Raw genomic sequence first — 12,701 nt, forward strand, 5'->3', positions numbered from 1 at the left:
GTTTCGTCCGTTCAAACTTTGCCTTTGCCATCGAGGCGCCCCATGTCCGGGGGTCCGGAATGGACCCGATTAAACACGCGGGGCTACCTATTAGGCCGAAGGCCGGAAATCAAGCACCACTTGCAGAATGACCCTGCGACCCAAGGCAGCGCGACACGCGGGTCACGGATTGGGGAGGGCAGCGGGGCGAGCATTTCCCCCCGTCTGGCGGGCTTCCGCGGCGGCCGCAGCCCGGGCCTCCTCCATCGCCACCTCATCCTCGGGGGTGAGCTCGAACCACTCGGGATGCTCCAGCATCCAGTCCTGCACCTCCTTCGCGGCATTGCGGGCGAGGTTGCGCAACTGGCTTTCCGCATCCTGGGTAAGACCGGAGCCGACGAAGGTTGCCCCCGTCAGGTTCTCCCAGATGGTGAGTTGCCTGGGTTCGGTGTTGATCTTCTTGCGCCGGATGTCATCCCAGACATTGGCGCTGATCACCAGCACCGACTTCGGCGAGGCGACGACTGGAACACCCGGCGGGCCGAGCGCATAGGCATCCACATTGATCGCAATGTGATAGAGTTTGCGGCCCTCGTAGCTTCCGAACCGCTCCTGCACGGCGTCCCGGAGCGCCGTTTCAAGCTGCTCCGTCGTCACCTCTCGAGAGATCGGCACCTTCTGCGCATTCTTTGCCACTACGATGTTGTAGCCCAGCCGGAACTCCCCCATCGGCGGCAGTTCGGATTGCACGACGCGCCGCTCGCCGATCCCTCCGCAGGCGGCCAGCAGCAGAAGCAGCGCCGGAAGGGCGAGACGATGGAAGGCTCGGATCATCAGGGTCTCCGCATCGGATTTTGCGCAGCGCAGCTTGGCGGCGGGGGTCGCCCCAGCCATAGCCGAGCACCCCGCGCCGCGCAATCCGCACGTCCTCAGTCGCGGGTGAAGCGGTTGTCCCGCGGGAAGCCACGCGGCGCCATCCGCCCGGTGGAAGCACGCGCGCCCAGCCATTCGGTCAGGTCCGTTTCCGTCCGTGTCCGACCCGCCGGATCCTTCCAGCTCAACCCCTCGGCCAGCGTGAAGGTCCGCACGTCGGAGAGGCCGCCGTCCTTGTACTTCTGAAGCCGCACACCCTTGCCACGGCTCATTTCCGGCAGTTCGGTAAGCGGAAAGACCAGCAACTTGCGGTTGTCTCCCACCACGGCGACATGATCGCCGGAGACGGGTTCACAGATCCTGGCCTTCGCCTGCCCCGACAGGTTCAGCAGCACCTTGCCGGCGCGGGTCTGGGCCAGCGCATCATCTCCCACCACGACAAAGCCGTCACCGGCATCCGATGCGACGATATAGCGCGCACCCGGACGATGCACGAACAGCGCGACGATCTCCGCCTCGTTCGGCAGGTCCACCATCAGGCGCACGGGTTCGCCCATGCCGCGCCCGCCGGGCAGGTTGGCGCCGGTGAGCGTATAGACCCGGCCGTTGGAGCCGAGGAGCAGGATCCGGTCCGTCGTCTCCGCATGGAAGAGATAGCTTGGCCCGTCGCCGTCCTTGAACTTCATCTCCGTTCCCGGCGCGGCATGACCTTTCAGGGCGCGGATCCAGCCCATGCGCGAGCAGACCACCGTGATCGGCTCACGCTCGATCATCGCCTCGTAGGCCACGTCCTCGATCTGTCCGGCCTCGGCGAAGGTCGAGCGGCGCGCCCCGCCGGGAGCCGACTTTCCGAACTGACGATCGACTTCGGTCAGCTCCTTGCCGATCTGCTTCCACTGCCGTGTCTCGGAGCCGAGCAGCGCCTCCAGCGCGTCACGCTCCGCAGTCAGGGCATCATGCTCACGCCGGAGGTCCATCTCCTCCAGCCGGCGAAGGGAGCGCAGGCGCATGTTCAGGATCGCCTCGACCTGCACGTCCGTCAGCTCTCCCCGACCCGGCACGGGGGGGCGGTAGTCCTTCTCCGAAGTGGCTCGGACATGCGGGTGCGTCCAGTCCTCTGCCATCAGCGCGCGTTTCGGATCATCGTCATAGCGGATGATGTCGATTACCCGGTCGAGGTTCAGATAGGCGATCAGCAGCCCGGCCAGTACCTCCAACCGATGATCTATCTTCTCCATCCGGTGCTGGGAGCGGCGATTGAGCACATCCCGGCGGTGGTCGAGGAAGGCGCGCAGCACCTCCTTCAGCGAGCAGACCTTGGGCGTGCGCCCGTCGATCAGCACGTTCATGTTGAGCGAGAACCGGATTTCGAGATCGGAATGGCGGTAGAGCTGGGCCATCAGCACTTCGGCATCGACATTCTTGGACCGCGGCTCCAGCACGATCCGCACATCCTCGGCGCTCTCGTCCCGCACATCGGCAAGGATCGGCACCTTCTTGAGCTGGATCAGCTCGGCCAGCCGCTCGATCAGCCGGGATTTCTGCACCTGATAGGGGATCTCGGTGACGACGATCTGCCACATGCCGCGGCCCAGATCCTCCGTCTCCCATCGCGCGCGCAGCCGGAAGGAGCCGCGCCCCGTCCGGTAGGCCTCGATGACGGACTCGCGCGGCTCCACGATCACACCGCCGGTCGGGAAGTCGGGTCCGGGTACCAGCGCCACCAGCGATTCGTCGGTGATCGTGGGCGTCGCGATGAGCGCGCGGCAGGCGGCGACCAGTTCGCCGAGGTTGTGGGGCGGCACATTGGTCGCCATCCCTACGGCGATGCCGGAGGCGCCGTTGGCCAGCAGGTTCGGGAAGGCCGCCGGGAACACGACCGGCTCTTCCAGCGTGCCGTCATAGTTCGGGCGGAAATCGACGGCGTTCTCCGCCAGACCCTCCATCAGCGCCTCGGCGGCGGGGGTCAATCTGGCCTCGGTGTAGCGGGACGCCGCGGGATTGTCCCCGTCGATATTGCCGAAGTTCCCCTGCCCGTCCACCAGCGGATAGCGCACCGCGAAATCCTGCGCGAGCCGCGCCATCGCGTCATAGATCGCCGTATCGCCATGCGGATGATAGTTGCCCATCACGTCGCCGGAGATCTTTGCCGATTTGCGGAACCCTCCGGAGGAGGACAGCCGCAATTCCCGCATGGCATAGAGGATCCGCCGGTGTACCGGCTTCAGCCCGTCCCGCGCGTCGGGAAGGGCGCGATTCATGATCGTGGACAGCGCATAGGTCAGATAACGCTCGCCAATGGCGCGGCGGAGCGGTTCCGAACTGGTGGGCGACCCGTGTTCGATATTGTCGGAGGCGTCGGTCATGGCCCGATCTAGCTTGAGCAGGCGGGCACGGTCCAGCGGGAAGTGTCGCGGCAAAGGCCATCCCCAATGCGGCACGGGGCGCCCGCGCGACACCTCGGGAACTGGACGTTCGGCCCATGGATGTGCAAGTTCGCCGCCGCGCCCAACCGGACAAGGACACGCATGACCCGCTCCATCCTCATCACCGGCTGCTCCTCCGGCATCGGGCTTGATGCCGCGCGCCGGCTCCACACCCTGGGCTGGCGGGTATTCGCCAGCTGTCGCAAGGCGGAGGATTGCGCGCGTCTTGAGGCAGAGGGGCTGGAGAGTCTGCCGCTCGACCTGGCGAACGAGGAGAGTGTCACCGGGGCGGTCTCGGAGGTGCTGGCGCGCACCGGCGGCGGGCTGGACGCCCTCGTGAACAACGGTGCCTTCGCCTGTCCGGGTGCGGTCGAGGATCTGCCGCGCGGCGCGCTCCGCGAGGTGATGGAGGTCAACCTCATCGGCACGCATGACCTCACCCGACAGGTGATCCCGGCAATGCGGCGGCAGGGGTACGGCCGAATCGTCACCATCTCCTCCATCCTCGGCGTGGTGCCCGCTCCCTGGCGGGGGGCCTATGTCGCCAGCAAGTTCGCGCTGGAGGGGCTGACCGATACGTTGCGGCTCGAACTTTCCGATACCCCGATCCGGGTGAGCCTTGTTGAGCCCGGCCCCATCGCCACGCAGTTTCGCGTCAACGCCAAGCGCCATTTCGAGCGGTGGATCGACTGGGAAGCGTCCGCGCGCCGTGAGCAATATCGCACGAGCCTCCTGGAGCGGCTCTACGGCACGCCCAAGAAGGATCGGTGGGAACTGCCCCCCTCGGCCGTGACCCGCGTCATCCTGCACGCGCTGGAGAGCCGCCGCCCCCGCCTCCGCTACACGGTCACCACGCCTGCCCTGCTGGGAGTGACGCTCAAGCGGCTGCTGCCGGACCGGGCGATGGATGCGCTGCTCAAGCGGCAGTAAGGGTGGCCTTGCGCAGCCGGTGGGCGTAAGACGGAGGACAAGGACAGAGGGTCGGAAACACACGCCCTTTTCCACCCGCCAGACCGGATCGCCCGATCGAGAATCGCGGCAGACCTCAAGCCCGCATCGGAGACAGCATGCTCCAAGACCCCTTGTTTCTCATCGTGGCGATCGCCTGTTTCGGCGTGCTCATCATCCTGATGATCGGCGTGGGTGGCTTTGCCCGCGGAGGGGAGTTCAACCGCCGCCACGCCAACCGGATCATGCGCTACCGCATCATCGCACAGGCTGTGGCCGTGATCCTGATCCTTGTGTTCGTCTATTTCCGGAGAATGTGATGGTCGTGCTGAACCGCATCTACACCCGCACCGGCGATGGCGGGGAAACCGCGCTTTCTAACGGCCAGCGCGTCCGCAAGGACAGCCTTCGGGTGGAGGCCTATGGCACGGTGGACGAAACCAACGCGACCGTCGGCCTCGCCCGTCTGCACGCAGAGGGGGAGATGCACGCGCGCCTCGGCCTCATCCAGAACGACCTGTTCGATCTGGGCGCGGACCTGTCGCGTCCCGGAGTGGATCGGGATCATGAGGCGAAATACACCCCTCTCCGCATGGTGCCGGCCCAAGTGGACCGGCTGGAGACGGAGATCGACGCGATGAACGCCGCGCTGTCGCCGCTCCGGTCCTTCGTGCTGCCGGGGGGGAAAGCCCTCGCCGCGCATCTGCATCTTTGTCGCACCGTCTGTCGGCGCGCGGAACGTCTGGCCGTCGCACTTGCCGCCGAAGGCGACGTGACGGAGCCGGCGGTGCGCTATCTCAACCGCCTGTCCGACTGGTTCTTTGTGGCGTCTCGCGTCGCCAACGAAAACGGTGCCGGGGATGTGCTCTGGGTTCCCGGCGCGAACCGTTGACGCTGCGAAGCAGCACAAAGTGCGAATTTTCCCTGTCCTGTGCCGATCCAACTCGCTAACAAGCCGTTGGAGAGCATGAACCGCGCCTCTGAACGGGCGCACGGAGGGGAGTTGCCCATGAAGATATTGGTGCCTGTGAAGCGGGTGATCGACTACAACGTCAAGGTTCGCGTGAAAGCGGACGGCTCGGGCGTTGATCTTGCGAACGTCAAGATGTCGATGAACCCGTTCGACGAAATCGCGGTCGAAGAAGCGATTCGCCTGAAGGAAAAAGGTGCGGCCGAAGAAGTGGTCGTGGTTTCCATCGGCGTGAAGCAGGCGCAGGAAACGCTGCGCACCGCGCTCGCCATGGGGGCTGACCGGGCGATCCTCGTCGAAGCTGCGCCCGATGTGACCACCGACATCGAGCCGCTCGCTGTCGCGAAGATCCTCAAGGCCGTCATCGACGCAGAGCAACCGGGCCTTGTCATCACCGGCAAGCAGGCGATCGACAACGACATGAATGCGACCGGCCAGATGCTGGCGGCGCTTCTCGGCTGGGCGCAGGCGACCTTCGCTTCCGAAGTGGTGATCGAGGGCGACTCCGCCGTCGTGACCCGCGAGGTGGATGGCGGCCTGCAGACGGTGAAGGTGAAGCTGCCTGCCGTCGTGACGGCGGACCTGCGGCTGAACGAGCCGCGCTATGCCTCGCTGCCCAACATCATGAAGGCGAAGAAGAAACCGCTCGAGGAAAAGACCGCCGCCGACTACGGCGTCGATGTCACGCCGCGGCTGAAGGTCGTCAAGACGGTTGAACCTGCGGGCCGCAAGGCCGGGGTGAAGGTCGGCTCGGTCGATGAGCTGATCTCCAAACTGAAAAACGAAGCGGGGGTTCTCTGATGGCTGTGCTTCTTGTTGCAGAAGTGACGGGTGCCGATCTCGCTGTGGATGCGACGGCGAAGGCTCTGTCGGCGGTGAAGTCGCTTGGCCCGGTGACGGTCCTCGTCGCGGGCGAGGGCGTCTCCGGCGCGGGGGAAGCGGCTGCAAAGCTGGATGGCGTGGCCAAGGTGCTCGTCGCCGACGCCCCGCTCTATGGGCACGGGTTGGCGGAACCTCTCGCTGATCTGGTGGTCAGCCTTGCGGGGGAATACGAGCAGATCGTGGCTCCGTCGACCGCATCGGCCAAGAACGTGATGCCGCGCGTGGCCGCGCTGCTCGACGTGATGGTGATCTCCGACGTCTCCGGCGTCGTGGACGGCTCCACCTTCGAGCGTCCGGTCTATGCCGGCAACGCGATCCAGACGGTGCAGTCCTCCGATCCGAAGAAGGTGCTGACCGTCCGCACCGCCAACTTCCAGGCGGCGGTCGAAGGCGGTTCGGCATCCGTCGAACCGGCAACGGCAGCAGCCGATCCGGCCCTGTCCTCCTGGGTTGAGGACAAGGTCGCGGCCTCCGATCGCCCCGAACTGACCTCCGCCAAGATCGTGGTCTCGGGCGGGCGCGGCATCGGCAGCCAGGAGAACTTCGCCGTCGTCGAGAAGCTGGCTGACAAGCTCGGCGCAGCGGTTGGCGCCTCCCGTGCAGCCGTTGATTCGGGCTTTGCTCCGAACGACTGGCAGGTGGGTCAGACCGGCAAGGTCGTCGCGCCGGACCTCTATATCGCCGTCGGCATCTCCGGGGCGATCCAGCACCTCGCCGGGATGAAGGACAGCCGCGTCATCGTGGCGATCAACAAGGACGAAGAAGCCCCGATCTTCCAGGTGGCGGATTACGGGCTCGTCGGGGATCTATTCACGCTGCTGCCCGAGCTGACCGAAAAGCTCTGAGCCCTCCGGCGGACTCAACGACATCGCGGGGCCTTCGGGCCCCGCTTTCTTTTGGGCCGCCCCTCTGTTGCCGCGGAGCGGCGCGCGCCCTAAGGTCTGCGCAAAAGACGGAGGATGACATGCAAGTCAGGACGGTGGGCGTGATCGGCGCCGGGCAGATGGGCAACGGCATCGCGCATGTATTTGCGCTGTCGGGCTACGATGTGGTGCTGAACGACATTTCGGCAGAGGCACTGGAGCGCGCGAAGGGCGTGATCGCCAAAAACCTCGACCGGCAGCTTCAGCGCGAAAAGATCACGGCCGAAGAACGTGAGACCGCCTTTGGCCGGATCAGCACCACGACGGCGCTCCCCGATCTCGGCCCGACCGATCTGGTGATCGAAGCGGCAACGGAGCGCGAGGCGATCAAGCAGAAGATCTTTGAGGATCTGGTGCCGCATCTCAAGCCGCATACGATCCTGACGACGAATACGTCATCGATCTCCATCACCCGCCTTGCCTCCCGGACCGACCGGCCGGAAAAGTTCATGGGGCTGCACTTCATGAACCCCGTTCCGGTCATGCAGCTTGTCGAGCTGATCCGTGGGATCGCCACGGACGACGAGACGTTTGAAACGATGCTGGCGATCGTGGAATCGCTCGGCAAGACGGCGGCGGTGGCCCAGGACTTCCCGGCCTTCATCGTGAATCGCATCCTGGTGCCGATGATCAACGAGGCGGTCTATACGCTCTATGAAGGGGTCGGCTCGGTGACTTCCATCGACGAGTCCATGAAACTGGGGGCGAATCATCCCATGGGTCCGCTCGAGCTTGCGGATTTCATCGGCCTGGACACATGTCTTGCGATCATGAACGTGCTGCACGAAGGTTTCGGCGACACGAAATACCGGCCCTGCCCGCTCTTGACCAAATACGTCGAAGCGGGCTGGCTCGGGCGGAAGGCGAAGCGCGGGTTCTACGACTACCGCGGTGATAAGCCCGTTCCGACGCGCTGATCAGAACTCCTCGCCGAAGCGCCCGGAGACAAGGGTTTCCAGCGCATCGGCGAGCTTCTCCGCCTCGGCGCCCTTCGTTTCGACCTGGATCGTGGTGCCCCGCGACGCTGCGAGCATGAGCAGGCCCATGATCGAATCGCCGGAAACGGTCATGCCATCCTTCGATACGGCCGCCTCCGCGTCATGCCCCTCAACAACCTCGACGAATTTGGCGGAGGCGCGGGCATGAAGACCCTTCTCGTTCACGATCCGCAATTCCCGTGCGACACCCGTCACGAAGCGGCCCGCGGTGCGCAAAGGTCGATACTGTTGATATACTTCCGTCCGGCGTCCATCGCGACCTCTACCGCCTCCTGAACCGTGAGATTGCGCGATTTCGCCAGTTTGATGAGCATGGGGAGATTCGCACCATAAAGGATGCGACGCCCCCCCTGCGTACAGGCGCGGAGCGACAGGTTCGAAGGCGAGCCTCCGAACATGTCGGTCACCACGACGACGCCATCTCCGGTGTCCACCGCGTCAGCGGCGCCGAAGATTTCCTCCTGCTTCGCCGCGCGATTATGGTCTTCCTCGATGGAGATAGCCCGGATTCCGTCCTGCTTGCCGACCACATGCTCGACGGCTGCCAGGTACTCCCGGGCAAGGCCTCCATGCGCGACGATCACGATACCGATCACGCCCCAGTTACCTCACGCCCTAGTGTCTCGAATGCTGCAGGGGCAACGAACCCTCTGCGCTCAAGTTCCCTGTGTCTTTTTGACACCGGCCAGCCTGCTTCCGCAAGCGTCTTGGCCATTTTTTCTGCAGTTGCAACCGAACGGTGCTGACCTCCTGTGCAACCGAAGGCTACCGCGAGATGCGTTTTGCCCTCCTCCACATAAGCGGGGAGCAGGCTTATCAGGAGATCTTTCGCCTTCACGAAAAAGGGATCGAACCGCGGGTCCGCCTCCACGAAATCGGCAACGGCCGGATCGCGGCCATCCTTTTGACGCAACAGGAGATTCCAGTGGGGGTTTCGCAGGAAGCGGCAGTCGAACACCATGTCCACCCCCCGCGGCAGGCCCCGCTTGTAAGAGAAGGAGTGTACGGAGACCGCCAGCGCCCCCCCGCGTTCAAGCGCGAACCAGCGCGAGATTTCCTCCCGCAGATCATGCGGCGTCATTTCCGACGTGTCGATAAGCACGTCCGCGCGCTCCCGAATCGGGGCGAGAAGTTCCAGTTCCCGCTGAATACCCAAGGCGGGCTGCTCCGAAGGCGCAAGCGGGTGGCGGCGGCGGGTCTCCGAATACCGCCGTACCAGAACGTCCACGGCGCAATCCAGATAGAGCAGATCGACGTCTATCTCCGGCACGGCGGTCATGACATCGATGAGCTCGAGCGTCGCATCCGTGGAGAAATCCCGGTTCCGCACATCTATGCCAAGCGCGAGCGGGTGGACGAGCGCATCGCCTTCCAGCAGCTTCGGCACCATGCGCAGCGGCAGGTTGTCGATCGTCTCGTACCCCAGATCCTCGAGCGCAGCGAGCGAGCTGGACCGTCCGGCGCCGGAAGCCCCGGTCACCAAGACGATCCGGCTCTCCCCGGAAGCATCATCCTGTCGCGTTCCATCGCCTGTCATGCGATTCGTCCCGCCTTCAGCCATTGCAGCAGCGCTGCGGGAAAATGGGGAGCGTCGACCCGGAATAGCAAGGGGACTGCGACACCAAGGACGTCATGGCTGCGCCATTCGGGCAATCTCGCCTCCTCCAGCCGGTCGAGATCAACCACCAGTGCCAGCGGGACAGCCTTCCCTGCCGTCGCAGCGAGGAGGCCAACACCTCGAGCCTCCACGCAGCCACGGATCGTCTCGGGCGCCGCCGCTACGACGATATTCCCTTGCCGCACGAGCCTCGTCTGATCATCGGCCACAAGCTCGGCGCCGAACGCCATCAGCTGAAGCACAAGTCCCGACTTTCCGCTCCCCGACCGGCCAAGGATCAACAGCCCGCGTCCGGTGACGGACACCGTGCTACCGTGGATCAATGCGCCCTCCCCGACTGCAAGTGCCGGTTGTCGTCCCTCTGCCCTCAACGCGCACCTCTCGCAGTCACGGCCCTCGTACCCCAGTCTAGCACCAGCGGGCGCCGATGGGTAACCTGACCTTTTGACCGCCTTGTCAGCCAGAGTTGAACCGGTATCCTCCTCCATAGAGCGTGCGTATCGCGGCAAAGGCCGGGTCCACGGCACAGAATTTCCGGCGCATCCGCTTGATATGACTGTCTATGGCACGCTCCACCCCACCGGCCCCCGAGCTGTCGAGCAGATCCTCGCGCGTTCGAACATGGCCCGGATGGCTGGCGAGGCGGTCGAGAATCGCAAACTCACGGGCCGTGAGAGGAACCGGCGCGCCTTTCCAACGTGCGAGACGCCTCGCACGGTCAAGGTCAAGGCTGCCTCTCACCAGCATGTCGCCCTCCGGCACATGGCGGCGGAGGACCGCCCGTATGCGCAGAGACAAGAGCGGTACGGACACGGGCTTGCGGAGGAAATCGTCGGCGCCAAGGCGAAGCGCGTCCGCCTCCGCCGCCTCACCGTCGCACCCGGTGAGGAAGATGACCGGCAAGCGGCTGCGACGGCGCACCCGCCGCATCAGGCACAGACCGTCTATCCGCGGCATCCAGATGTCCATCACCGCGAGATCGGGCGGCTGTCGACCGAAGGCCGCGAGCGCCATCCTCCCGTCTGCATATCGCTCCACGACGAACCCATCCCGCTCCAGCAATCTGCCAAGCGAAATGAGCGTGTGACGATCATCGTCCACGAGGGCGATCCGCTCACCTTCCGCCGCCATCGCCCCGTCTCCCGAATCGCCTTCATTTCGTGCAGAGGAGGGGCAAAAAGGGAACAAACCCCTAACATCCTGCGCACGCGGCAAATTATCACCGATGGTGGCGCTAACCTTTCCGTGCTAGCGCTAACCCATTGAAAGCATCCTATTCATTCCGAAATCCGTTCTGTAAGATCGGTGTGTCACCCACTTCCGCCGCCATCGCACGTCCCGCGACGGAGAGTTATTTTCATCGCCTAATCTGGGGGCATCGGAGCTTGACTATGACAATTGGACACGTGAACCCCGCCTGCCGCCTTGAGGATCAGGGTCTGGCCGGACTGGGGAACGTCTATTACAACCTCCTTGAGCCCGCCTTGGTCGAAGAGGCGCTGAAGCGGAACGAAGGAACACTTGGCAAGGGCGGGTCGCTTCTGGTCAACACCGGCAGCCACACTGGCCGCTCGCCGAAGGACAAGCACGTGGTCCGCACCGCCTCGGTCGAGGACAAGATCTGGTGGGAGAACAACGCGCCGATGGCGCCGGAAGCCTTCGACCAGCTGTATGAGGACATGATCGCGCACATGAAGGGGCGTGATTACTTCGTGCAGGATCTGTTCGGCGGCGCCGATCCGGCCCACCGGCTGGATGTGCGGCTTGTGACGGAGCTGGCATGGCATGGTCTGTTCATCCGGCACCTCCTGCGTCGGCCGGAGCGGCAGGAACTGAACTCCTTCCAACCGGAATGGACGATCATCAACTGCCCAAGCTTCAAGGCTGATCCCAAGAAACACGGCTGCCGGTCCGAGACGGTGATCGCGCTCAACTTCGACCGGAAGCTGATCCTGATCGGCAACACCGCCTACGCGGGTGAGAACAAGAAATCCGTCTTCACGCTGCTGAACTATCTCCTGCCGGAGAAGGGTGTGATGCCGATGCACTGCTCGGCCAACCACGCGCCCGGCAACATCGCGGATACGGCAGTCTTCTTTGGCCTGTCCGGCACCGGCAAGACAACGCTTTCCGCCGATCCGTCGCGCGTTCTCATCGGTGATGACGAGCATGGCTGGTCGGAGAGCGGCACCTTCAACTTCGAAGGCGGCTGCTACGCCAAGACGATCAGCCTCTCCCCCGAGGCGGAGCCGGAGATCTACGCGACGACCTCCAAATTCGCGACCGTGATCGAGAACATGGTGTTCGATCCCTACACCAAGGCACTCGATTTCGAGGACGACAGCCTGACCGCGAACATGCGGTCGGCCTATCCGCTGGACTACATCTCCAATGCGTCGGAATCCGGCCTGGGCGGGCATCCGAAGAACGTCATCATGCTGACCTGCGATGCGTTCGGCGTGCTGCCCCCCATCGCGCGTCTTACCCCCGCGCAGGCCATGTATCACTTTCTGTCCGGCTTCACGTCCAAGGTCGCTGGCACCGAGCAGGGGGTCACCGAGCCGCAGCCTACCTTCTCCACCTGCTTTGGTGCGCCCTTCATGCCCCGTCGGCCTGAAGTCTATGGCAAGCTGCTGCAGGAGAAGATCAACAGCCAGGGCGCGACCTGCTGGCTCGTCAACACCGGCTGGACGGGTGGCGCCTACGGAACGGGCAAGCGGATGCCGATCAAGGCGACGCGGGCCCTGCTCGCCGCAGCGCTGGACGGATCGCTGAACGATGGCAGCTTCCGCAAGGATCCGAACTTCGGCTTCGACGTTCCGGTTTCGGTGCCGCATGTGGACGCAAAACTGCTGGATCCGCGCTCAACCTGGGCCGATGCGGCGGCCTATGACGCACAGGCGAAGAAGCTCGTGGAGATGTTTGCGGCGAACTTTGCGCAGTACGTCCCCTATATCGATGACGAGGTGAAGGCCGCGGCGATCGGCTGAGCCGCTCCCTCACTCACCCAAGCCAAAAAGGCCCCGGCGGTAACGTCGGGGCTTTTTCGTGGCCGACAGACAGAGCCTGCGCAGAGCACATCTT

At 64.4% G+C, this 12,701-nt stretch carries 14 protein-coding genes; 7 read left to right on the forward strand and 7 right to left on the reverse strand.

Going from position 1 to position 12,701, the window contains the following annotated elements:
• Positions 1–162: 162 nt before the first annotated feature.
• Together CN97_RS05670 and CN97_RS05675 are read right to left on the reverse strand one after the other, a co-directional pair.
• Complete coding sequence (locus tag CN97_RS05670) at positions 163–813, reverse strand: hypothetical protein (protein ID WP_176408613.1); 651 nt, start codon at positions 811–813, stop codon at positions 163–165.
• Between the two features lie 95 nt (positions 814–908).
• Positions 909–3,218 (reverse strand): DNA topoisomerase IV subunit A, encoded by a 2,310-nt coding sequence (locus CN97_RS05675; protein ID WP_035709444.1) that lies wholly within the window; start codon positions 3,216–3,218, stop codon positions 909–911.
• A gap of 162 nt (positions 3,219–3,380) precedes the next feature.
• Here CN97_RS05675 and CN97_RS05680 point away from each other — a divergent pair, with 162 nt between their 5' ends.
• The 6 genes from CN97_RS05680 (at position 3,381) to CN97_RS05705 (ending at position 7,918) form a co-directional block, all read left to right on the forward strand.
• A complete protein-coding gene (locus CN97_RS05680) occupies positions 3,381–4,208 on the forward strand; it encodes an SDR family NAD(P)-dependent oxidoreductase (protein ID WP_035708527.1) in 828 nt (275 codons plus the stop codon).
• A 137-nt stretch (positions 4,209–4,345) separates the two neighbouring features.
• Positions 4,346–4,546 (forward strand): twin transmembrane helix small protein, encoded by a 201-nt coding sequence (locus CN97_RS05685; RefSeq protein ID WP_035708529.1) that lies wholly within the window; start codon positions 4,346–4,348, stop codon positions 4,544–4,546.
• Positions 4,546–5,118, forward strand: coding sequence for a cob(I)yrinic acid a,c-diamide adenosyltransferase (locus CN97_RS05690; protein ID WP_035708531.1), 573 nt, complete (start codon positions 4,546–4,548; stop codon positions 5,116–5,118). Before CN97_RS05685 ends, CN97_RS05690 begins: the two co-directional genes overlap by 1 nt.
• A gap of 117 nt (positions 5,119–5,235) precedes the next feature.
• Positions 5,236–5,997, forward strand: a complete 762-nt coding sequence (locus tag CN97_RS05695; RefSeq protein ID WP_035708534.1) for an electron transfer flavoprotein subunit beta/FixA family protein — start codon at positions 5,236–5,238, stop codon at positions 5,995–5,997.
• On the forward strand, positions 5,997–6,923 hold the full coding sequence (locus CN97_RS05700; protein ID WP_035708537.1) for an electron transfer flavoprotein subunit alpha/FixB family protein: 927 nt from the start codon (positions 5,997–5,999) through the stop codon (positions 6,921–6,923). The genes CN97_RS05695 and CN97_RS05700 overlap by 1 nt, the downstream gene beginning before the upstream one ends.
• A 119-nt stretch (positions 6,924–7,042) precedes the next feature.
• Positions 7,043–7,918 carry a 3-hydroxybutyryl-CoA dehydrogenase gene (locus CN97_RS05705; protein WP_035708540.1) on the forward strand — a complete coding sequence of 292 codons (876 nt, stop codon included), beginning with the start codon at positions 7,043–7,045 and terminating at the stop codon, positions 7,916–7,918.
• Here CN97_RS05705 and CN97_RS05710 read toward each other — a convergent pair whose 3' ends face one another.
• The 5 genes from CN97_RS05710 to CN97_RS05730 form a co-directional block, all read right to left on the reverse strand.
• Positions 7,919–8,194, reverse strand: a complete 276-nt coding sequence (locus tag CN97_RS05710) for an HPr family phosphocarrier protein (protein WP_035709446.1) — start codon at positions 8,192–8,194, stop codon at positions 7,919–7,921.
• Positions 8,191–8,595, reverse strand: coding sequence for a PTS sugar transporter subunit IIA (locus CN97_RS05715; RefSeq protein ID WP_035708542.1), 405 nt, complete (start codon positions 8,593–8,595; stop codon positions 8,191–8,193). The genes CN97_RS05710 and CN97_RS05715 overlap by 4 nt, the downstream gene beginning before the upstream one ends.
• Positions 8,592–9,536: an RNase adapter RapZ gene (gene rapZ / locus CN97_RS05720; protein WP_051911000.1), complete on the reverse strand. Its 945-nt coding sequence runs from the start codon at positions 9,534–9,536 to the stop codon at positions 8,592–8,594. Before rapZ ends, CN97_RS05715 begins: the two co-directional genes overlap by 4 nt.
• Entirely contained in the window at positions 9,533–9,940 is a 408-nt protein-coding gene (locus CN97_RS05725) for an HPr kinase/phosphorylase (RefSeq protein WP_035708544.1), read from the reverse strand. Before CN97_RS05725 ends, rapZ begins: the two co-directional genes overlap by 4 nt.
• A 133-nt stretch (positions 9,941–10,073) precedes the next feature.
• Entirely contained in the window at positions 10,074–10,748 is a 675-nt protein-coding gene (locus CN97_RS05730; protein ID WP_035708546.1) for a response regulator transcription factor, read from the reverse strand.
• A gap of 260 nt (positions 10,749–11,008) precedes the next feature.
• Between CN97_RS05730 and CN97_RS05735 the strand changes: the two genes are divergently transcribed.
• Positions 11,009–12,607 carry a phosphoenolpyruvate carboxykinase gene (locus CN97_RS05735; protein WP_035708548.1) on the forward strand — a complete coding sequence of 533 codons (1,599 nt, stop codon included), beginning with the start codon at positions 11,009–11,011 and terminating at the stop codon, positions 12,605–12,607.
• The last annotated feature ends 94 nt before the right edge of the window (positions 12,608–12,701 follow it).

The organism is Haematobacter massiliensis, from assembly GCF_000740795.1.
In the GTDB taxonomy this organism is placed as follows: domain Bacteria; phylum Pseudomonadota; class Alphaproteobacteria; order Rhodobacterales; family Rhodobacteraceae; genus Haematobacter; species Haematobacter massiliensis.

Coding starts and splice junctions, on each gene's coding strand:
- CN97_RS05670 (WP_176408613.1), bottom strand. CDS start 813: ATGATCCGAGCCTTCCATCGTCTCGCCCTTCCGGCGCTGCTTCTGCTG.
- CN97_RS05700 (WP_035708537.1), top strand. CDS start 5,997: ATGGCTGTGCTTCTTGTTGCAGAAGTGACGGGTGCCGATCTCGCTGTG.
- CN97_RS05695 (WP_035708534.1), top strand. CDS start 5,236: ATGAAGATATTGGTGCCTGTGAAGCGGGTGATCGACTACAACGTCAAG.
- CN97_RS05735 (WP_035708548.1), top strand. CDS start 11,009: ATGACAATTGGACACGTGAACCCCGCCTGCCGCCTTGAGGATCAGGGT.
- CN97_RS05705 (WP_035708540.1), top strand. CDS start 7,043: ATGCAAGTCAGGACGGTGGGCGTGATCGGCGCCGGGCAGATGGGCAAC.
- CN97_RS05680 (WP_035708527.1), top strand. CDS start 3,381: ATGACCCGCTCCATCCTCATCACCGGCTGCTCCTCCGGCATCGGGCTT.
- CN97_RS05730 (WP_035708546.1), bottom strand. CDS start 10,748: ATGGCGGCGGAAGGTGAGCGGATCGCCCTCGTGGACGATGATCGTCAC.
- rapZ (WP_051911000.1), bottom strand. CDS start 9,536: ATGACAGGCGATGGAACGCGACAGGATGATGCTTCCGGGGAGAGCCGG.
- CN97_RS05675 (WP_035709444.1), bottom strand. CDS start 3,218: ATGACCGACGCCTCCGACAATATCGAACACGGGTCGCCCACCAGTTCG.
- CN97_RS05690 (WP_035708531.1), top strand. CDS start 4,546: ATGGTCGTGCTGAACCGCATCTACACCCGCACCGGCGATGGCGGGGAA.
- CN97_RS05685 (WP_035708529.1), top strand. CDS start 4,346: ATGCTCCAAGACCCCTTGTTTCTCATCGTGGCGATCGCCTGTTTCGGC.